This is a genomic window from Flagellimonas amoyensis (assembly GCF_003058265.1).
GTDB classification, from domain to species: domain Bacteria; phylum Bacteroidota; class Bacteroidia; order Flavobacteriales; family Flavobacteriaceae; genus Flagellimonas; species Flagellimonas amoyensis.
In genome coordinates, this window is the sequence record NZ_QBUK01000008.1 from 210,693 (window position 1) to 230,517 (window position 19,825).

A 19,825-nucleotide genomic window follows, 5' to 3' on the forward strand; every position below is an offset into this window, starting at 1 on the left:
ACAAAAGCGCATGTATTTGCGCTTTTGTGCTTCAAATTGGCCAATCCATCAAGCCAAACTGAACCTAAAACACAAGAACACGATCATGAAACCAATCACACTGGGTCTGCTGATGACCTTCGGGCTCCTATCCTTTTCGACAATGGCCCAAGAAAAAATCGAAACCAAATACACCAAGGAAGTGGAGCGTTTGGCCAAGTCCAAAAAGGTAAAGACCGCTTTCGATTTCATTCGGCAGCAAAAGGACAGCACCACTGAGGACCTAATCACGCTCACCGAAGTGCTGGCCGCACCTTTTATGGAAGACGAACGTGGAAAGGTTTTCTCCCAAATGCTCCAGGAAGCCGGCGTGGACAGTATTTGGACCGACAAAGTCGGCAATGTGATCGGCCTACGAAAGGGAACTTCGCGGGAACCGGGCTATGTGGGTGTCGATGCCCATTTGGACGTGGTGTTTCCTGAAGGCACCGACGTCACCGTAACGAAGGTCGGGGACACCTTGAAGGCTCCCGGCATTGGGGACGACACCCGTGGACTGGCCATGCTCATCAGCATGCTGAAAGCCATGAACAAGGCAGAAATCAAGACCGAAAAAGACATTCTTATCGTGGGAACAGTCGGCGAAGAAGGTCTGGGCGACCTCAGGGGAATGAAATACATCTTCAACGAATCGGGGCTGGACATCGATTCTTGGATTGCCATAGACGGGGGCAGCATCGGGCGGATAAGCAATGCCGGGTTGGGCTCCAAACGGTATAAACTGACCGTAAATGGACCTGGTGGTCATTCTTGGGGTGCTTTCGGGCTTGCCAATCCCCACCATGCCTTGGGAAAAGTTATTGCTGTTTTTTCCGAGGACGCTTGGGCATATACCTCAGGGGACATTCCTAGGACCAGTTTCAATGTGGGCCGCATCGGTGGGGGAACCTCGGTGAACTCCATTCCCTTTGAATCGTGGATGGAAGTGGACATGCGGGCCGTGGACCCAATGAACTTGGACGAGATCGAGGCCATTTTCAAAACATCGGTGGAAAAGGCCATTGCGGAGTACAATCATAGTGGTGTGCGGGATGAAGTGACCTACGAACTCACCAAGATTGGTGATAGGCCCTCCGGGGAGCTTTCCCCTTCCCTGCCCCTTATCCAACGGAGTATGGCCGCATCACAGTATTTCGGAGCAACGCCAAGTCTGGGACGCGGCTCCACAAACATCAACATCCCCATTTCCAAAGGAATTCCTTCCGTGTGCATTGGTCGTGGCGGCAAAGGAGGTGGGGCACACTCGCTGCACGAATGGTATCTCAATGACGAACCCGGTGACGAATCCATCCAATTGGCACTTCTGATCACCTTGGCCCAAGCTGGGTTGGGAAAATAAATGGTTACCCCATCAAAGAACAAACCCCCTTTAGCCAACAAAGGGGGTTTTGTTTTGCGGCACCATTTGCATGATGCCACCAACTTAGAAATAGTGATCTTCAGAGGGGCTTGATCGGTTTATTTACCGGCTCTCTCTTTCTTTTGTTTGTCTACCATGGCTTCCACGTCTTTCAACAATTGCTTGGCATCATAAATGATACCGTCCTTGATGGTATATTCGATTCCTCCTACCCTTTCAGGTTTTCCGGTTTCATCGTTCAGTCTTATGGCTCCAGTACCGTAGAGCACCTTAAAGTTTTGAAGTGGGTTTTCGTCCACAAGGATCATATCGGCCAACAGACCTGGACGTACCACCCCAAACTCAATAGGCTTGCCAAGGGGCTTGAAAACTTCCTCCGCTCCGTGCATGGTAGCGGCACGCACCACTTCAAGGGGATGGAAACCAGCTTCTTGTAACATCTCCAATTCCAAGATGGTCCCAAAACCGTACAATTGGTAGATGAAACCGGAGTCGGAGCCTACGGTCACTTTTCCGCCCATGTTCTTGTACTCGTTCAAGAACTGCATCCATACCTGATAGTATTTTTTCCAGGCCACTTCATCCTCAGTGGTCCAGTCGAACCAATACGCACCATGGTTTTTACGACTTGGCTCGAAGAAATCCATTTGGGAGGGCAGCGTATATTTTTCGTGCCAGTCGGCGTTGCGTGCACGCATAACATCCCTTCCTGCGGAATAAATGGTCATGGTCGGGTTGATGTAAAAATCCAATTTTAGGAACTCGTCCAAAAGGGCATTCCATTTTTCACCACCCGGTTTCACCAAGTTCCATTGACGGGCCACTTGGCCGAAGCGGTGCTGTTCATCCCCATAATTGATGTCTATGGGAAAAGGTTGTACATCGTGGTTCTCGTACATGGACTCGAACAGTCCATAGAAATGTGTCATACTGGTCAATCCAAGTCGGGCGGCATCGATGGCGTTCATCTGTGCCACACCACTTTGCGCCAAGTGGGCAGTACTTCCCATTCCCAAAGAATTGGCTTCATCCAATACCGCTTTCATGATGGATGGCTCATGTGCACCCAGTTTCAATCCGTCAACACCTTTTTTCTTGGCATATTGCACCCATTCCCTGGCTACTTCCGGGGTCAGGATCTTGCGGCCTTGCCACTCTTTTCCATTGCCGATACGGTGGAATGAAACCATCCGTGGGGCAACGATCTCGTTCTTGGCACTCCTTTCACGTTCCTTGAGGGACCACTCCAAGTCTCCAAAAGGGACTCCCCTAACGGTGGTGACCCCATTGGCCAACCACAATTTATATACGTATTCTGCTTCGGGGGCTTTTGGCACCCCACCGGTATGCACGTGAAGGTCCACGATACCCGGCATCAAGTATTTTCCCGAGGCGTCAATTTCTTTGGTATTTCCGGTGCCCAGTTTAGGCCGTTTGGATTCATCAATAGGCACATGGGGAGCTCCTACGCCCACCACATCGACTATCTTGTTTTTCTCCACTACAATATCCACTGGTCCTCTTGGTGGTCCTCCGGTCCCATCGATCAAGGTTACGCCACGGATGATGAGCCTGTCAAAAGGTCCTTCCCCCTCACCGGGCTTCCGGTCAGGTCCTCCCATCATTTGGGCACCCAACAACATGGGCACAATCAGGAAGGTTGTCAATAAAAAATGTTTCATAAAAAAGAATTAAAGGTTGGTTAATTGAGTTTTGGTCCCCGTGACTCAAGTGATCAAAAATGGCGTTGCTCAAACTTGTTTTCCGATCCAAATAAATCAGGTTCTCAATTTTAAGTTGTGAAAATCTTTGTCAGGGGTGACAAAAGTTTGCTTTTTTTGAGCAAACCCTAATTTTCACCAAAAACTATTGAAGATTCACAAAACCAAGAACTCGTTAGATAGCCCCATGATTTGGGCAGTGTGCCACTGGTAAAGTTGAGATCAGCTTCTCTTTCCCCCAGCACTGAAAATATGATGTTGCGTAGCGGTAAAATAATCCCTGAATATCTGGTTCATAGGATTTTGCATACTGGATGCCCTAATTCCCAAAAAAGGGTGAGTACCAATCATTGCCCCTGAAAGCAAACGCACCGATTCTGAAGCTTCTTGATGGATTTCTAGCTCCATTTCTTCTGGTACTTTTTCCCCAGAATGGACCAGTTTTTCCACACGCTGTGCAAGTTCATTGGCCAACTGTTCTGCATTCGCCGTGATGGACAGGAGTCTGTTCAGGGTTGGCCCAGGCCCTATTATGTTTTGTGCCTCTTCCATAAAATGCTGGGCCATCCCAATATAATTTACCCATAGGGTAAGGTCTGCAAATGCCGAAAAGGGAACTTTAAAAATTGGATGTGGCTGATGCAACTCATCATACAAAAATGTATAGCGGCTGTCCACCCATTTGGATTCCACGGTAAAAGAATCCGTGGTCGTGGCCCTCAGTCCCATGGTATCCCAATCCCTACAGACTTCAACATCGTCCCGTTTAAGGACAAAAGAACGCACCAAGGGAATCCCATCCGCTGTAAGCACCTCCCTGCCCCCTTCCAGTATTTTGGCATTGAGCGTAAAATGGGTCAGGTAGCGGGCACCAGTAGCGTATTTCCATTTCCCTGAAATGACATAACCATTGCCTTGCCGATCTGCAGTTCCGAACACACCCCCGCTTCCTCCAAAAATCGGTTTTTCAGCGTTCATGAAGATTTCTGCCGCCACTTCTTTTTGTAGGTTTCCGATAAAGAAATTGGCCCCGCTACAAAGGGTCACCGTCCATCCAAGACTTCCATCGATACGGGCAAGTTCCTTCAATTTTTCCAACCCCTCGGTCAGTGACAGTTCCAAACCACCATAACTTCTGGGCACCCAAAGATTCCAAAGGTTTTGTTGGGCTATCCAGTCCAGTACTTCCTGTGGCAACTCCTCTTTGCCAAAACAAAGCTCCTTAAGCCTCTGCATATTTTCCTTCATCTTCGCGCTTCAGTATTTTCTTCCATTTGATATATCCGGAAACGGCGACTGCGAATAGAAATGCAGTAAGTCCGGCATAGATATAGAGTTCCTTGTAGATCAAAAGGGGTATGGATATCAGATTGCTGATGTTCAGGTAGATCCAGTTCTCTATTTTCCGTTTGGCCATCAACCACATACCTGCCCAAGCAAATGCACAGACAACAGCATCCCAATAAGGAACATCGGTGTCCGTATGTCCCGAAAGCCAGTAGGCCATCAAAACAAAGCATCCGAGAACAATCCCCAACGCAATGCCCTGCTCTTTTTTTGTTGCATATGATATTGGGGCCTCTTTTCGCTGTTTGCCTATTTTCCAATAGAACCAACCATAGATACTCATGACCAGATAATAGAGATTGAGCAAAATATCGGCATAGAGACGGGACTGGTACATTACCCAGATACTGATCAAAATAGCGACAATACCAAAAAGATAATTGTGGACATTATTTTGTCTGGCCAAAAGCACTTGGACCACACCAAAGGCCGTGCCCAGCCATTGCAAAAAAGTCAATTGTAAAAAGATTTCCATTTCAATTGGGTATCCGTGGTTACAAAAATACATGGGGTACCCAAAATGGAATTCTGGCCAAACGGCCATGCCAAATCCCTACGCCAGTATTACCTGGATCAGGTGCGAAGTGGTCGACTTCCGGGTATGATCTCAGCCCTGCAAACACAGGACACCCCATAATTTGTGAACAAAAGTATGAAATACTTATGATATCGATAAGGCATTGGCCCTCCAATCCCAAATCGCTCAGACCTTCTTTTCCAATGCAGAAAGATTGGGAAAGACATTTTTATGATTGTTTGGTCATGCCAAGGTTTAATTTCAATGCTTCAGGGATTTCCAATGCTGTTTCAATTTCCTTTGCCAGCTCCTCCATTATTTTTATGCCTTCCAGCTTTCCTGAAGGAAATGAAAACAATCCATTGTCATTTTGTACCGCCAAATACAGCTGCCTATCTTGAAATGATAAAAATAAAGGGCGGTCAAATCTTTCCTTCAGGGCCACAATACATTCCATAAGCGCAGAGGACAGGACATAGCGGGCTTCCACTTGGTCCGTCCCATACACCACAAAGCTCTCGATAAACCTGGGGTCCTCCAAATGTATCTTATGCTCTTCCCTGAAGTTAAAACTCGCCATCCTGTCCCATTTGGTCAATGGATCATTGGTCAAAACCACGGTATGTCCGTCCAGTTTCTTTGTAAACTGTAGCCAACAGAACATCCCTCGGTATGTGAAATAGTGATTATCCGCCGATGCATCCGAAACCATGTTCCCGAGTACATATTCATACAGCAGAACCAATAGGTTCAGGATGGGAATGTGCATTATTCCCCCGGTCACTCTTTTGGCCATATTCCGTTCCATAATCCCGATATCCACCAGGTTGATGAATGTGTTGTTGACCTTGCCCCTTATCTGACCAAAACTATATGTTGGTGTATCTTTTTTTACCCATGGAAAGAATTTGCTATGCATGATCTCTTTTATGGGAGATGCGGCGCCTTGGGTAAATTCTACCTGAGGGAACAAGGTCTTCACCATTTTTGCCATGGTCTCCTTTTCCCTTTGTTTAAACTTTTGAAAGGCTTTGGCAAAAAGAAAGGTCGCCGGATACAGCAAAACCAACAATCCCACTATTGGATAAACATTTGCATAAGGGTTGTCCTGAGTGGACAGATGGGGTTCTAAAACCGACCAAAAGTCAAGCTTAAAGAATGACAAATGATTGCCCAGCAGTAGCAATGTCATCAACAAAATGTACAAACCTGCAACGCCCCACATCATCTTTTGGAAAAATAGGGTGCGCTTCCTCTTTTTATAGATGCCGCCGAGTGCCTCGCTGGTTTCGCTATATGCTTTCTGTATCTGATGCTGCATGGTCTAGCGTGGCCAATCTAAAGTGTTCCAAGGACTATCGGGATGCTCCATCACCTGTTTGTAGACATGGTAAATTTGTTCTTTATGGGGATTGTAATCCGATTTCATATCCAAGAAAAAACCAATGGCAAAGCTTTTTCCGAATTCTTCCCAAGATGAAAAATGCTGCAATGCCAATGCTTTTGCAAAATGGATGACCTTCCATGCGTCCTTTTCAGAAATCAAGCCAGCGGTATACGCTTTTCGGGCTTGTCCCACCAATATCGCTGCATCATAACCGGCCACACCCAGTTCCAATTCGGAGTCGAATAGTAAGATGCCTTTTTGCTTTAACGTATCCGAAACCTCACCGGTACGTAAAAACTCCAAAAAGCGGTGTGCCCGCTCATTATCCCCAAATTTTTCGTCCATGAGCCTACCCCACTGCTCTTCCGGTTCTTTTTGAACCATAGGATAAATAAAATCAAAATACCAGCGGCGGCCATCTTTCATAAAATACTCGGTCAACCCCCAATAACCCTCAGGGGTGTCTATCCACCACCCTTCCAAATAGGGCTTGATTTCCTTCGCATTAAGAAATGTGAGTGTATTGGTATCTGCGCCCCACCATTCAGAAATTGGGGTGTAGAGTGCAATGGCAAAGCGTTGTTCCTCGCTCAGGTCACTGTTGGAGGCCTTTTTGAATCTTGCATCTGTTAGATCTGGGGCATCATATTCCTTTTTTCCTATTTTGAAATAGCGATACGCATAGGAGGCAATCGCCAGTACCAGTAGTATGTAGCTGTACCAAGGCAGGTTTTCGAACATTTGCATGATTTATCGGTTTACTAATTGGTTGATGTCTATTTCTTTCTGTTCCGCTTTGGATATATCCAACAATTCCGCAGCTTTGTCTTTTCGCAATTGCGCCACCACATTGGCCGGAAACATTTGGATTTTATTGTTATATAGGGTAACCGCTGCATTATAGGCCCTTCGCGCCGCGGAGATATGGTCCTCGATATCGGTAAGTTTATGCTGAAGGTCAAGAAACTGTGTATCCGCCTTTAGAGTTGGATAATTTTCCACGTTCAGGGTAAGACCTCCCATGATCTTTGTCAGTTCATTGGATGCCTGGATCTTTTCCTTTGGATCCGAGGCCGCATGTATTTGGCTGCGAAGCTGGGTCACTTTCACCAGTATTTCCTTTTCGTGCGCCAAATACTTGTTGAGCATGGCCACAAGGTTCGGGATAAGGTCGAATCGCTTTTTCAGATAGATTTCAATACTGCCAAAGGCTTGCGCCACTTGGTTCTTCCTTGCGATGATCTGGTTGTTGGCGATGATGGCAATCATACCGATAAGCACCACAAGGGAAATGGTAATGACGAGGATTATTTTCATCTGTTCAAATTTTATGTGTTTTGTATTCTTTACCGTTGAATTTCAACACCGTGGTTTCGGTTGAAGTCGTTTCCTTGGAAATGCATTTCCCATTCCCATCTTCTTCGTTTATGGTTTTGACAATCTTGCTTTTCACCAAAACATCAAACCAGCCATTGGTCTGTTCATTAGATAAAATGAGCACCTTTTCGGTGCGGTAAAATTCCCCTTGGCAACTGGTATCCCATTCGCCACCGTAGTCCATCACGCTGAAATTGTTCAGGATTTTATGTAGCTCCTGACCAGATTTTATAAAAAGTGATAGGGTTTCATTCTCATAGGGATTTGCGCTGGACATTCCATGATAGCGTACCCGTATGCCAAAAGCGCTGCTCCCTTCGGATAGATTGTATGGGGATGTGTCGATTTGTATTTCTGTAAGCACTACCGCATCGGAAATCCAATGATTGGTTTTGGCACTTTCAAAGAAGCTGTGTGTGATGTCCCCAGTCTGATGATCCACAATGACGATATGGCTGTTGAGTTCAAAATAATGTTCTCCCTCATCAACAATTTCGGGGATGACCACAATTTCGCCACTTGGGTAGTGGTCCAAGGTCTTTGAAGCGATCAAATCCGCCTTTACCTCCAGAGGTTGAAGCCCTAGTGCATTCATTACGGATAAAATCAGGGGATATTCCGGAAGGGTTTCACTGAGGATCTTGGAATCCATTGCTTCTATTTTCCCATCACTTTGGATACTGTATTCCTCTTGCCCGATCTCTTTTTTATCTGTCCAAAAAATACGGTTCGTTGTAATTTTGTTCTCGCTTATCCTCGATACCACTCTCGTCATGCCCTCTGCAATTTCATCGTAGGCAATCAATTGATGGTCGACAATATTTCCCTCGAGATCATAGTTGATCAATGTGGATTCCATTTCAAGACCTCCTTTTTTGAAGGTCACCACGACCGTATGATAGTTTGGGGACAATTCCAATCTGTATGAGGTCATTGATTGATATTTGGAACCTTCAGCATAGAAATCAGGATATATTTTTTCGATACGTAGAGACTCGCTTTCAATATTGCCCAGGTTATCTTCATCGATAAAAAGATCAAAATTTGTGGTATCGATGTGGGGCAATTGTTTTGTTTTGGTCATGGTGATCACCGCATCGAAATCAATGTTTTTTTGGGTATCATTGCCCTTGGACACCAACTGTTCCGCTGGTGCGCCCTGTTCAGTGACTTCCAGTTTCCTCTCCGTTTTTGGATTTTGGTCACAGGAAACCAGCAAAATCAATAAGGTTGCATATACTAATTTCATCCCTTCAAATGGTTTGCTTTATATAATATCAATGGTTTTTTCCAACAGGTAATGCACAGTGGCCACCACAGCCAGTACAATGCATAAGGCCAGCATACGAGCCCATACTTTATTCGTTCCAGAAATCTTCTTCTTGTCTATGAGGAAGACATCTAACATGATGAAGAGGATTGTCACAATACTGCCAATGATCAGTCCCATGCGAAGGAGCCCAAAGACATATAGCTTACCAAAGAAAAAATTCCAAAGGTTGGTTGCTTCGGGCAACGGGCCCAATACCAGATACATGTAGCCGATACCCAAAAGAAGGGCGGCCATGGTCCACAGGGCATATCCCAAAACCATTTTGGACCAATTTCGACGTGATATGGTTGCTACCTTGTTCATTTTTCTACTGAATAACCAACACCTCAGTGTTTGTGATTTCTCCTTTGTTGAAAAAGATCAGTTCGCCACAATAAAGCTCCTGGGCATTTTCACAAAGACCCATTTGGAACGTTGCCAACCGTAAATCCGAATACATGGATAGTTCTTCTACCACAAAACCACTAGGGTCTTCCTCATTTTCCAAAAAATAGGCCGTTCCCGCATCTGCAAACACATTAATGCCCCAACTCTTGCTGTACTCATAAAACCGCAATGGTTGGTATGCTGTAGCTGTCTTGGTCGGTCCTTCGAGATTTCCCGATTCTTGGTTCACGGTTTCCATAACAAATTCCCTGATGGCGGTTTCCAGTTCATTTTTGTCCTTCATTGGATTTTTGATCAAGTACAGGTCGGGATATATTTTGGATGGGATGAATTGCATTTTTTTAAAAAAAATGTGGTTGACACCTACAATCAAAACAACTATCCCACACAGGGAAAGGGTTATCACGGTATGTCCCTTACTTTTGAACAGGAACCTGAGCAGTTTGTAGCCAAGGAAAACCACAACGATCAACAACAAAATCAGAAAGGCAATGACAACAATCTCCATTTTGGATGCTTACGGTTGTATGCTGCTATTTTTTATTGTAATGGTTTTTGATCTCGGTCAAGATGACATACAAGACCTTATCGTTTTTTTCCATCTCCCTTCTTTTCCAAAAGGTATATGTCCAATATTGGCCATGTAAATTCTGTGTATCCGCTTTAAAGTAAATGTCCTCAAAGAAGGCCTCCCTGTTAGCTTGACCAGTAATCTCTTCGTAGGCCGATAGGCACTCAAGGACTTTTCTTTCAAATACTTTTTGATACAGACTTTTGGGGACACTATTGAATAGATCCGTCTTATACCGATCAAATGCCTGTTGCATTTTTTTTGGGCTTCGATACCTGTTCAAAAAACCAAGACTGAGGGCATTTGCCAACGAAGTCTGCTCGGAAAAGAGATTGTCCAAAAAAGTAGGGTCCAACGCAAGATTTTCATAGTCGATACTGGAGCCGATCACTGCATTTATAAAACCCTCTTCCCTCAAATCACCGACCACAGCCTCCAATACCTCATTCAAACACAGGGCATCCAATTTTCCAGTGGTGTGAAAGTTTTGTATACAAGGGCCAATGACTTCATATTCGGGTTTGGTGAAATCAATGGATTGATAGATGATGCTATTGCCGTAGATCAATTCTTCCCTGGCCGATTCTTCCGCAATCGACTTGTTGTCAGCCAAAACTTCATTCAGGCTCTCCTCTTCTTGTACCTGGTCCATCACTTTTAGTGATTCCAATGAAAAATAATAGGCCACTCCTACCCCTCCAAGACCTATGATTCCCAAAATGATGATTACCTTTTTCATTTCAATCTGTATAATGCTGTTGAATTTCCTTTAAAATGCCATACACTTCAGCAGCATTATCCTCTGCAAAACGACGGTCCCAAAAACTAAAGGGCCATGAATATTCAAAAGAACTGGTATACGCTGGTGATGGAAAATCCAAGAAAACGTCATCCGAAACATCGTACATCCTATAAAACGCCTCATAGTTAAAGGTTGAGGTGATAGTATCGTATATCTCGATCAAATCATCCACCACTTGTTTGCAGAGTTCGTCGTATTTGTTTTTGGAGAAAAAAGTATAGACATAGGATTTGTTGCTTTTCCAGAAATGGGCAATGTTTTGCGCAGACCGATCCATCGTCTTTGCTTTTTGACGGATGTAGAGCAATTGGCTGGAGCGTTCAAAAAAGGAATAGTTCGCAGCATCGTTCAAATCACCATAATCCGTTTCCTGATCTAGATCTTTATTAACCGAGGGCACAACGTACAGTGCTTCATAGTTTGGTCTTCGGTACGATTTTGTATCCTCATTGTATCCAAATGCGATGGTAAAGATGGTATTCCAATAGGTCTGACTGTATGCTTCGTTTTCCATGTTGCGCATAATCTCATCCCGAAGGATATTTTGATACGAAAAATGGTCCTTATCATCCAATCCCATTTCCAACAAAAAAACTTCGTAGCCGCTCAAAGAATTTCGATAGTCTTGAAAATATTTGAACCCTGCATATTCATTTTCGGTCGAAAGATCTTCATCAACTATCTCCACAGCACCGAGCTGATGTAGGCCATACCTATCCACTTTTTTTTGAAAGGCAGCATATTCGATGTATGCATAAAAGGATGCACCTACTGCGAAAATCCCGCTCAACATAAGCGAGACAACCAAAATGGATTTTCTTTTGGATCGGGCCAAAAGCACTACGATCATAGCGCAAAACAGAACCAATACCCATATTATTTTTAAACCAAATGTCATTTCAACATCGTTTTCATTTGTCCCAGTCCATTACAATCGGCATTTGCTTTTCGTTCACAAACGACACAATCCCACAAAACTGGTTTTGTGGACGATTCCATAGAACAAACACCTCCGACAACTGCTGCCGGAGGTGTTTGAAATACATCATTAATTCCCTAGGTCAAACTCCCTCACGACCCGAACCTGGTAAAATGTGGATACACCTTTGTTAAACCCGCCATTGTTCCCATTGTCGAAAAATACAGCCCATGCCGTATTACTATTGGCCTCAGTAGAGCTCCAATAAAACACAGATGGAGGAAAGGCCGTACCTCCATTGGCGATGGCTGTAGCATCTATAATGGCTTTTTGGGCATACATTTGATTTAACTCTGATCTACTCGGTAAAAACCAATCGGAATAGCCATCAATGGTTGTATTGGAAGCAATATCAGCAGCTATTCCAGGAGTTGCACATCCAGCAATTATAGCGGCAGTATTTGTGTCCCCACTGCCAATACCTGTTCCAGTCCCTGAGATCAATGTTCCTTGACATCCCCAAGTTGCACTTGTGCTTTGATCAGTAATGGCACTGACCAATCCGTGTCCGTTATCCGCTGGATCTATCCAAAAAATAACACCGCCATATTTGAACTCCCCAATTTCATTGAGATTGTTGAGGGCAACAAATACGTTCGCCGATACGGAATAGGTGCCATTATCCACAGAAATGGTCGCAAACATGTTGGGATTGGCCTCAAAATCGAACAAAGTTTCATCCGCAACAAACAGTTCTCCGGTGTTTTGGTCTATGCTGAAAGCGCCTACCGGGTTCTGAAATGTAATGGTATAGGTGAGACTTGAACCGGCCGTGGCCTGAAGGGTTCCAATGCTATCGCCATTGGACGGGTTTTCATCAATGGTAAAGTTGCCTGGCTGTACAGTTATTTCGTCCACATCGTTCAGGTTGATGGTCACCGTAGCAGGATTCTCGGCATCATCCACAATAACGGTCGCCGTGATAGTGGGATTGGTCTCAAAGTCGAACAGGTTTGGATCGACTACACTCAGTTCTCCCGTTGCGGCATCGATATTCAATGCTCCGTTTGGAGTTTGTGAAACGATATTGAAGTTTGTTGCGGTAGCCCCGGATGTTTGAACAATACCAATAACTTGACCATCGGTTGGGTTCTCATCTACGGACAGTGTAATATCTTGAACAGTTACTTCAAATACATTGTCAAGGTTCACCGTAACAGTCACAGGGTTCTGGGCATCTTCCAGGGTAACGGTCGCCGTAAGGGTCGGATTCGTTTCATAATCGAACAATGTGGCATCGGCCACGGTAAGTTCGCCCGTAGCGGAATCAATGGTCAAGGCACCTGCTGGTGTCTGGGATGTAATGGTAAAACCTGAAGCCGTGCCTGTGGCCTGCAAGGAACCGACAACATCGCCATTGGTCGGGTTTTCGTCCATCGTTACCTCCAAAGCCTGTGCACTTACCTCATTGACATTGTTCAGGGTCACGGTGATGGTTGCCGTATTTTCTGCATTTTCTGCATCTATGGTTGCCGTGATGGTCGCATTGGTTTCATAATCGAACAATGACGCATTGGCCACGGTAAGTTCACCCGAACTGGAATCTATATCCATGGCCCCAGCAGGACTTTGGGACACAATACTGAAGTTCATCGCTGTTCCGCCAACTGTTTCCACCATACCGACCGTCTGGCCATTGGAAGGGTTTTCGTCCATGCTCACTGCAAGGTCTTCAAGACTGATCGGTGAGCCCGCATCGTCATCATTGCTGCATCCAAAGCCGATCAGCAAGATGGTCAAAATAAAGAGATGGGTCAATTTGCTTGTTTTGTTCATGATCTAAGGTTTGATGATTTCCATTAAAATTTTAAGTTACTGCCATTTCAGGCTCAGGACCGCCCAAGGAAAAGTATAATTGCTGTAGGTAATCATAAGTAAGAAATGGTTTTCGCAGGTTAAAACTGCAACAAAAGAATTGTGGAAAAAATAGCCAATGTATATTCGCCGACCTTCAACACATATGTGCGAGGTTCAAAGGATTATGCGTTTTTTAAAAGTGGCAACTATTTTAAAATCAGAACCCTTCCTACTTAAACCTAAAGACCGTTGTATTTGAGAAAGGTGGTTAGGAATGCTTCTTTTTTTCGTGAGGAAACCGGTATCTTTTTTCCGTCCTTCAAATGGATAGTGCCTGATCTATCATATTTGTCTATGAATTTCAGGTTCACCATAAAAGACTGATGCGGCCGGGTAAAATTTACCTTTTCAAGATGTTCTTCATATTCCTTCAAAGGTTTGGAAGCGATGTATTTTTTACCATTGGCCAAGTGGAAAGAGGTATAGCCCTTATCGGATTCGCAGTACAGTAACTCTTGCAGGTCTATCACCTGAAAACTATCACTAAGTGATAGCACCAATGTGGAGTCGTTTTGGTACCAGATCTGTTTGGCCGTTTTCAACTGTTGCTTCTGTTCCTTGACTGGCAATGTCCTGACCTTGGCAAGGGCCAATTTCAGTTCTTCAATATCCACGGGCTTCAATAAATAATCAACGGCTCCTATCTTGAGGGCCTTGATCGCATATTCTTCGTATGCAGTGATGAAGATGACCTTGAAATCCAAGTGCTCGGTCTGGTCCAAAAAATCAAAACCCGTGCCGTCAGAAAGGTTGATGTCCAAGAAAACAAGTTGGGGCTTGCAGGTATTGGCGACCACGACCGCATCTTTCACAGATCCGCATTCACCTATGACCTCCACATCGGTTTCTATGGATTGCAATAAATGGAGCAGCCCCTTTCTAATGTACTCTTTATCTTCTACCAATAATGCTCTCATGCCACTTTCAGTTTTTCATGGGGCAAGACCAGGGTTACCACGGTTCCCTTTTCGTTGTACTTTATTCTGTCCTCAATGGCGACGGACCCTTTCATTTTGAAATAGGTGGATAAAATTTTCAATCGCTCGGAGGTGATTTGCGTAGCCAAAGACTTTTTGCCGTTTCCGTTCTTTTCCTTTTGTGAATTGATGCCAATACCATTGTCCGTTATGATGCAGATCAACTCTTGGTTCGCATATTTTAAGTGCATGTCTATCTTCCGGTCCTTGGTTTGTTTGGCAAAAGCGTGCTCTATGGCATTTTCAATGAATGGTTGGATGAGCATTGGCGGTATTTTGAACAATGAACCATCTATGCCCTCATCTATGGTGATCGAGAATTCATAAGTGTCATTCTCTAAATTCTGGAGGGCCATATAATTTTCCACAGCGGTCAACTCCTGCGAGAGCAAGACCATTTTGTCCCTGGAATTTTCCAAGGTTATCCGAAGTAATCTTGAGAATTTGGCCAAATAATTGACTGATTTTTTCTCTTCCTTGTTCAATATCATACCCTGAAGGACGGATAGTGAATTAAAGACAAAATGCGGGTTCATTTGCGAGCGCAATAATTTTTGCTCCGTGATGATACTCTGGTTCTTGACCTTGATGGTATTGAATTTCTGATAAAAGATCATCGAACCCAATAAAATCGAAACCAACAAAATTCCAATGATGGCCCACAGTAGGTTTTGGTTGGAGCGGGCCAGATCTTGAGATGTGGCCAGAACGGTTTTTGTAAGTTTCAATTCCCGGATATTCGCGGAGTCAAGGGCCTGTTTGTATTTATATTCATATTCGATTTGGGTGATTTTCTCAACATTCTCTTTATTGAACAGGCTATCGTTCAAGGCTTTGAACTGTTGATGACTTTCCAAAGCCTTTTTATAGAGATGGGTGTTTTCGTAAATTATGGAAAGAAGTCCCGCCGCCTTTTTTTGGTTTTCCAGCAGTTCCAGTTCCTCGGCAATCTGTTTGCCCTCATTGACAAACCCTAGTGCTTCTTGATACTTCTTTTCAAAGACGTAAGTTTCAGCAATACCCAAGAGGCTGGTCGGCAAAATATCCCTGTTGTTCGTTTTCACACAAATGTCCCTTGCTTCCAAAAAGTACGTGCGGGCCTGTGCAGGTTCGTCCAACAATAGATTGACTTCGGCAATATTGTTATAACAAATTGCGGTATGTCTCACATTCTCGATTTGACGACTGGTTTCCAACGATCTCTGGTAATTTTCAAGAGCCTTGGAATACGCTTTTTCGTCTTTGAAGATATTGCCTATGCTGGCCTCGTTTATGGCGATGAGACGCTTGTTCCCGATTTTAGTGGAATAGTCCAAAGATTGCTCATGATACCTTAAGGACTTTTCATTGTCGTGCAAGGAGTTGTACACTTCACCCAATTCATGGAGTTTTAGAGCCCTACCCAGCAAGTCGTTCGTTTTCTTGTCAAACTCTAGCGCCTTGTTCAAATAATCAATGGCCAAAGGGTAGTTCCCTTGTTTTTTATAGACAACGCCCAGATTGGTCTGCACATAAGAAATACCATCTTTATCGCGACTATCCTCACTCAATTTTAGGGCGCGCATGTAATTGGAAATGGCGTCATTAAGATTCCCGCTTTCGGAATAGGTGTTTCCACTATTGATCAAACACGTGATAAGCTCAGTGGTATCCTTTAATGCTTCATAGATTTCGGTAGCCTTTGAATAGGCCTCTATCGCTTCATCATATTGGGACAGATCTGAGTGGGTTATCCCAAATGCGGTATAAATGGATGCGATCCCGGCTTTGTGATTTATGGATCTGTAGTAATCCAATGATTGTTGAAAATAGTCCAAACTTTTCCCATACTCGGATTTTGTATTCTCTAGAATGCCCTTCAGATATAAGACCCTGGCCTTACCTCCTCTGAAATTCAGACTATCACTTAAATCTTCCGCTTTTTTCAGGTAATCGTCGGAAATTGCCATGTCGGTCCGGAAATGTTCAAATGCCAGGGAGTAGTACAGTATTACTCGGGTGGAATCACTTTCCACGTGATTTTTCAATACCGTTTCAAGGCTATCTATTTTATTGGTTTGAGCTTGTACGGCACCCTGAAAAAACAACATAAAGAGCAGTAAGAACCAATGGAAGTGTCTAAGGGACTGTATCAACCCCCTGCTTAAGAAGACTTTTTTTCTGGGACTGGATGAGCAAACCGTAGCAAGCAATGCTGTATGCCGTGACAAGGTTTGTTCCTTTAAAATCATTGGTCGTATTGAGGTCAATTTAGGGCAAAATACGGCTTTTATGTTTCCTTGGAACGAGAAAAGAGGAGTTTTCTTTAAGATGCCCCCTTTCCAATGTATATCCGTAATGCTCGAATGGATATTAGCTATGGTTGGGTCCTTATTTGATGTCGTAAAATCCAAAAATCTTACTTTAAAAAATCACTACCATGGCATACTATGATAGATTGCTTGTTTCAGTCCCGCAAAACCAAACATTTATCCAATGACAAGCACATGTATCTGATTGAACTTACAACCGAAGAATATACCTCAACACTCCCAAGGCTGGGTAATAATTGTAGTAGGTCATCTTTTCGTTGAACTTCCCTATTGCATTCCTCTTCAAAAGCTACGCCCAGTTTAATATGGGTGACAGTTCTATATTCCTCATCTAAGATCAACCAAAATCCATTGCGGCTCCTAATGCAATGAAAAGGGGTTTATAATTAACTTCCCATAAGGTGATATAAAGACAAATGAAAACAGTCCAGCAATACTTGCGACAATGAGGTTTGTACGGGTCAAGTTTCTGATTTAATTCTTCATAGCATAAAATTAACCATAGAATACGGTTTGATGATGGATAAATCCATTTAAACAGACAAAAAAGCATTTGAAAAAGACAATCCACTACCTGTTGGGAGCTGTTTAGCGTGGAGGAAGAATTGTTGTTAAGGGCAGAAATTACCTGTTCTTTGATTAAAAAATCAGTCAATCTCTTCCAGTATCAACCAACCGATCTGGACAGTATTTCTATCTCCCTGCTCTTTGGTTTGAATCGTCAAGGACCTTACATCCTCCGTAATCGCCAGCTCCCCCATATGTTCAAATGTTATATCTTCCGGCTCTTCGGAATGGGCATCAATCCAAGACGTAAGCTGTTGCTGTCTCCTCCACAAAGAGAACATGCCAGATTCCCTGTCCTTTTTATAGGATAGAAAAACGTTGTATCTACCTGGACGCATTTCATCCAGATCAATTCTAATTTTACCTTGGACCGTAGAATCGGCGGAGAAAAAGACGCCCAATGGGTTTTGGGAATCGACTTTGATCACAATATGATTCCCGGGGGAATGAACTGAAGTTCCCGGACCTAAATTAATTTTATAATCCCTTACACCGTAGACGTGTTTTTTGGGAGGTTTGGCATCAAATTTAAAACTGGTGGGGTCCAATAGGTTTTTTGGGGGGGTATCACCGTAATAGAACACCATGGAGGTATAATCAACAGGTGCTTTATTGCCTTCAGGGCCATGTTCCATGGTAAATTGATAGCTTTTGTCAAAAGATACTTTGTCGGACATTAAAAACCGATATCCCCCAGTTCTGACATTGGGCATGCTATATCCCAGACACCCGTGCAAAGGATTGCTGACTCCTGCATCCCATCTGTCCAAAACCCAGTACCAACCTCCATTGAAGTAATCTTCAGATCCGGTACCATGTAAACGTAGTTCGCCATCCGTGATCGCCATATCGTCACCCTCAAAAAATATGGAGGTTCCTTCAACCAAGCCTTGGGCTTGCAAAATCGTTCCCACATGATGTCCCTTACCTTTCTGATCGATCAGTAGGTATGGTTCCCCAATCTTGGGTTCTTCCCTGCTCCAAAGCGCATAAAACTTACCTTCTTCCTTTTTATTTCTTTCACCCTCTACATACGTGACCTTAATTTTTCCTGATATGGAGTTTTTGGCACCTTCACTTGAAATTAGCGTAACGGATAAATTAGAATCGAATGGCATGGGGTAGTAGGAATAATCTGTTCCGTTTACAGAACCCAGCAGCAGGCCTCTAGCAGATGGGTTACCGAAAAAATATCCGAAATAATCATTGATAGGGCAATAAACGGATGGCAATCCCTCTCCATCCTGGTTGATTTTGAACAATATGGAACGGTCCCAATTTTCCTGATTTCTTTGAATTTCAATGCCAACAATTCTGCCCGGGGATTGTAAATCGATAAGTTGTTTGCTTTCTCCAGGTTTGATCTCAAAATTCTTTTCCAAACTTTTTTGCTGCGGAAAGTTCAACACACGAATTCCCATTTCCGCACTGTCAAAAATTTCCTTGATCTTGTCCATTTCTGCACGTGCATCCTTTGATAGGTTTAAGTCGAACGTCTTTGTAACATGTTCTTTTTGATAGGTCCTATATTGTATTTGATGAAAACGGATGTCATCACCTTCATAAACAATTTTCAACGACTTGTTATAGGTAATGGGAAAGTAGTTATAATACCCCCCGATCTCGTTGCCCACTATTGGTCTTTCAAAAGGAAAAACTGTGCCCGAGAACAGGTCAATAAAAGGGAGGCGTAACCGTGGTTCCTTTTCACCATCAAAATAAAATGAAACCATTTTTGTTGTTGGTGTTGGGGTAAAAATACGGGTCACCACTCCCGGGCCTTTCAAATCGGTCAATACCGAGTGTCCATTCTCTTTGCGGATAAAAGAATAGGTTCCATTGAATCCATCGTCATTCCCTCCCGTTGGGTCATACGAGGATTGCATACCAGATTTTGAATCATATTCGTATTTGGGAAGCAAAGAAATGTCGTGCAACTTTCTAAGTTCATCAGCTACAGTGTTTACAACGTCCTTTTGGGCATTTAAAAAGTTAACCGATATGATCAGGACAAATAAAGAATTAAAATCCTTTTTAGTAAGCATTTTGGTTATTTCCATTTAAAAAGTCATTTTGTCGAGTTGACACATATTCCAATAATTCAAACAAAGGTTTTGTTTGTTTAATTTAAATAAAAATATATTAAATGAAAGAATAATTCTTTCATTTAATTAAAAAAATCATCTTATAGTTAAAGTTCTTTTAGAATAGAAAAGGTTTGGGCTTGATAAAGAACTTTGGTTTGTCATTTTGTGCTGATTGAGAATTTGACCCAGACTCAACTTTTTAGAT

16 protein-coding genes are annotated in these 19,825 nt (G+C 43.5%); 1 reads left to right on the forward strand and 15 read right to left on the reverse strand.

Going from position 1 to position 19,825, the window contains the following annotated elements; translation table 11 throughout:
• Positions 1–85 precede the first annotated feature (85 nt).
• The gene (locus tag DB398_RS12740) at positions 86–1,378 is read left to right on the forward strand and encodes a M20/M25/M40 family metallo-hydrolase (RefSeq protein ID WP_108424862.1); all 1,293 of its coding nucleotides are present in this window, start codon (positions 86–88) and stop codon (positions 1,376–1,378) included.
• A 119-nt stretch (positions 1,379–1,497) separates the two neighbouring features.
• Here the strand turns inward: DB398_RS12740 and DB398_RS12745 are convergent, their stop codons facing one another.
• From DB398_RS12745 to DB398_RS12815, 15 genes are all read right to left on the reverse strand, one after another.
• Positions 1,498–3,081: an amidohydrolase family protein gene (locus DB398_RS12745; protein ID WP_108424789.1), complete on the reverse strand. Its 1,584-nt coding sequence runs from the start codon at positions 3,079–3,081 to the stop codon at positions 1,498–1,500.
• Positions 3,082–3,342: 261 nt separating this feature from the next.
• The gene (locus tag DB398_RS12750) at positions 3,343–4,356 is read right to left on the reverse strand and encodes an acyl-CoA dehydrogenase family protein (protein WP_234416254.1); all 1,014 of its coding nucleotides are present in this window, start codon (positions 4,354–4,356) and stop codon (positions 3,343–3,345) included.
• Complete coding sequence (gene pnuC, locus DB398_RS12755; RefSeq protein WP_199913395.1) at positions 4,343–4,942, reverse strand: nicotinamide riboside transporter PnuC; 600 nt, start codon at positions 4,940–4,942, stop codon at positions 4,343–4,345. The genes DB398_RS12750 and pnuC overlap by 14 nt, the downstream gene beginning before the upstream one ends.
• Before the next feature lie 271 nt (positions 4,943–5,213).
• Positions 5,214–6,305: a DUF3137 domain-containing protein gene (locus DB398_RS12760; RefSeq protein WP_108424793.1), complete on the reverse strand. Its 1,092-nt coding sequence runs from the start codon at positions 6,303–6,305 to the stop codon at positions 5,214–5,216.
• Between the two features lie 3 nt (positions 6,306–6,308).
• Complete coding sequence (locus DB398_RS12765) at positions 6,309–7,118, reverse strand: DUF1266 domain-containing protein (RefSeq protein ID WP_108424795.1); 810 nt, start codon at positions 7,116–7,118, stop codon at positions 6,309–6,311.
• A gap of 3 nt (positions 7,119–7,121) precedes the next feature.
• Positions 7,122–7,688, reverse strand: coding sequence for a LemA family protein (locus tag DB398_RS12770; RefSeq protein WP_108424797.1), 567 nt, complete (start codon positions 7,686–7,688; stop codon positions 7,122–7,124).
• A 4-nt stretch (positions 7,689–7,692) separates the two neighbouring features.
• Positions 7,693–8,997 (reverse strand): PA3715 family protein, encoded by a 1,305-nt coding sequence (locus DB398_RS12775; RefSeq protein WP_108424799.1) that lies wholly within the window; start codon positions 8,995–8,997, stop codon positions 7,693–7,695.
• Positions 8,998–9,015: 18 nt separating this feature from the next.
• Entirely contained in the window at positions 9,016–9,384 is a 369-nt protein-coding gene (locus DB398_RS12780; RefSeq protein ID WP_159076430.1) for a hypothetical protein, read from the reverse strand.
• 4 nt (positions 9,385–9,388) lie between these two features.
• Positions 9,389–9,976: a hypothetical protein gene (locus DB398_RS12785; protein WP_108424803.1), complete on the reverse strand. Its 588-nt coding sequence runs from the start codon at positions 9,974–9,976 to the stop codon at positions 9,389–9,391.
• Positions 9,977–10,001: 25 nt separating this feature from the next.
• Positions 10,002–10,778, reverse strand: coding sequence for a hypothetical protein (locus DB398_RS12790; protein ID WP_108424805.1), 777 nt, complete (start codon positions 10,776–10,778; stop codon positions 10,002–10,004).
• A gap of 1 nt (position 10,779) precedes the next feature.
• Positions 10,780–11,709 carry a hypothetical protein gene (locus DB398_RS12795; protein ID WP_159076431.1) on the reverse strand — a complete coding sequence of 310 codons (930 nt, stop codon included), beginning with the start codon at positions 11,707–11,709 and terminating at the stop codon, positions 10,780–10,782.
• Between the two features lie 180 nt (positions 11,710–11,889).
• Positions 11,890–13,596, reverse strand: coding sequence for an Lcl domain-containing protein (locus DB398_RS12800; RefSeq protein ID WP_108424808.1), 1,707 nt, complete (start codon positions 13,594–13,596; stop codon positions 11,890–11,892).
• Positions 13,597–13,856: 260 nt separating this feature from the next.
• The gene (locus tag DB398_RS12805) at positions 13,857–14,594 is read right to left on the reverse strand and encodes a LytR/AlgR family response regulator transcription factor (RefSeq protein ID WP_108424810.1); all 738 of its coding nucleotides are present in this window, start codon (positions 14,592–14,594) and stop codon (positions 13,857–13,859) included.
• Positions 14,591–16,744 (reverse strand): tetratricopeptide repeat-containing sensor histidine kinase, encoded by a 2,154-nt coding sequence (locus DB398_RS12810; RefSeq protein WP_159076432.1) that lies wholly within the window; start codon positions 16,742–16,744, stop codon positions 14,591–14,593. The genes DB398_RS12805 and DB398_RS12810 overlap by 4 nt, the downstream gene beginning before the upstream one ends.
• 869 nt (positions 16,745–17,613) lie before the next feature.
• Entirely contained in the window at positions 17,614–19,593 is a 1,980-nt protein-coding gene (locus tag DB398_RS12815; RefSeq protein WP_108424814.1) for a glycoside hydrolase family 172 protein, read from the reverse strand.
• Positions 19,594–19,825 lie beyond the last annotated feature (232 nt).

Bases quoted from the DNA above. Each gene is read 5' to 3' on its own strand.
- DB398_RS12740 (WP_108424862.1), top strand. From the start codon at position 86: ATGAAACCAATCACACTGGGTCTGCTGATGACCTTCGGGCTCCTATCC.
- DB398_RS12745 (WP_108424789.1), bottom strand. From the start codon at position 3,081: ATGAAACATTTTTTATTGACAACCTTCCTGATTGTGCCCATGTTGTTG.
- DB398_RS12750 (WP_234416254.1), bottom strand. From the start codon at position 4,356: ATGCAGAGGCTTAAGGAGCTTTGTTTTGGCAAAGAGGAGTTGCCACAG.
- pnuC (WP_199913395.1), bottom strand. From the start codon at position 4,942: ATGGAAATCTTTTTACAATTGACTTTTTTGCAATGGCTGGGCACGGCC.
- DB398_RS12760 (WP_108424793.1), bottom strand. From the start codon at position 6,305: ATGCAGCATCAGATACAGAAAGCATATAGCGAAACCAGCGAGGCACTC.
- DB398_RS12765 (WP_108424795.1), bottom strand. From the start codon at position 7,118: ATGCAAATGTTCGAAAACCTGCCTTGGTACAGCTACATACTACTGGTA.
- DB398_RS12770 (WP_108424797.1), bottom strand. From the start codon at position 7,688: ATGAAAATAATCCTCGTCATTACCATTTCCCTTGTGGTGCTTATCGGT.
- DB398_RS12775 (WP_108424799.1), bottom strand. From the start codon at position 8,997: ATGAAATTAGTATATGCAACCTTATTGATTTTGCTGGTTTCCTGTGAC.
- DB398_RS12780 (WP_159076430.1), bottom strand. From the start codon at position 9,384: ATGAACAAGGTAGCAACCATATCACGTCGAAATTGGTCCAAAATGGTT.
- DB398_RS12785 (WP_108424803.1), bottom strand. From the start codon at position 9,976: ATGGAGATTGTTGTCATTGCCTTTCTGATTTTGTTGTTGATCGTTGTG.
- DB398_RS12790 (WP_108424805.1), bottom strand. From the start codon at position 10,778: ATGAAAAAGGTAATCATCATTTTGGGAATCATAGGTCTTGGAGGGGTA.
- DB398_RS12800 (WP_108424808.1), bottom strand. From the start codon at position 13,596: ATGAACAAAACAAGCAAATTGACCCATCTCTTTATTTTGACCATCTTG.
- DB398_RS12805 (WP_108424810.1), bottom strand. From the start codon at position 14,594: ATGAGAGCATTATTGGTAGAAGATAAAGAGTACATTAGAAAGGGGCTG.
- DB398_RS12810 (WP_159076432.1), bottom strand. From the start codon at position 16,744: ATGTTGTTTTTTCAGGGTGCCGTACAAGCTCAAACCAATAAAATAGAT.
- DB398_RS12815 (WP_108424814.1), bottom strand. From the start codon at position 19,593: ATGGAAATAACCAAAATGCTTACTAAAAAGGATTTTAATTCTTTATTT.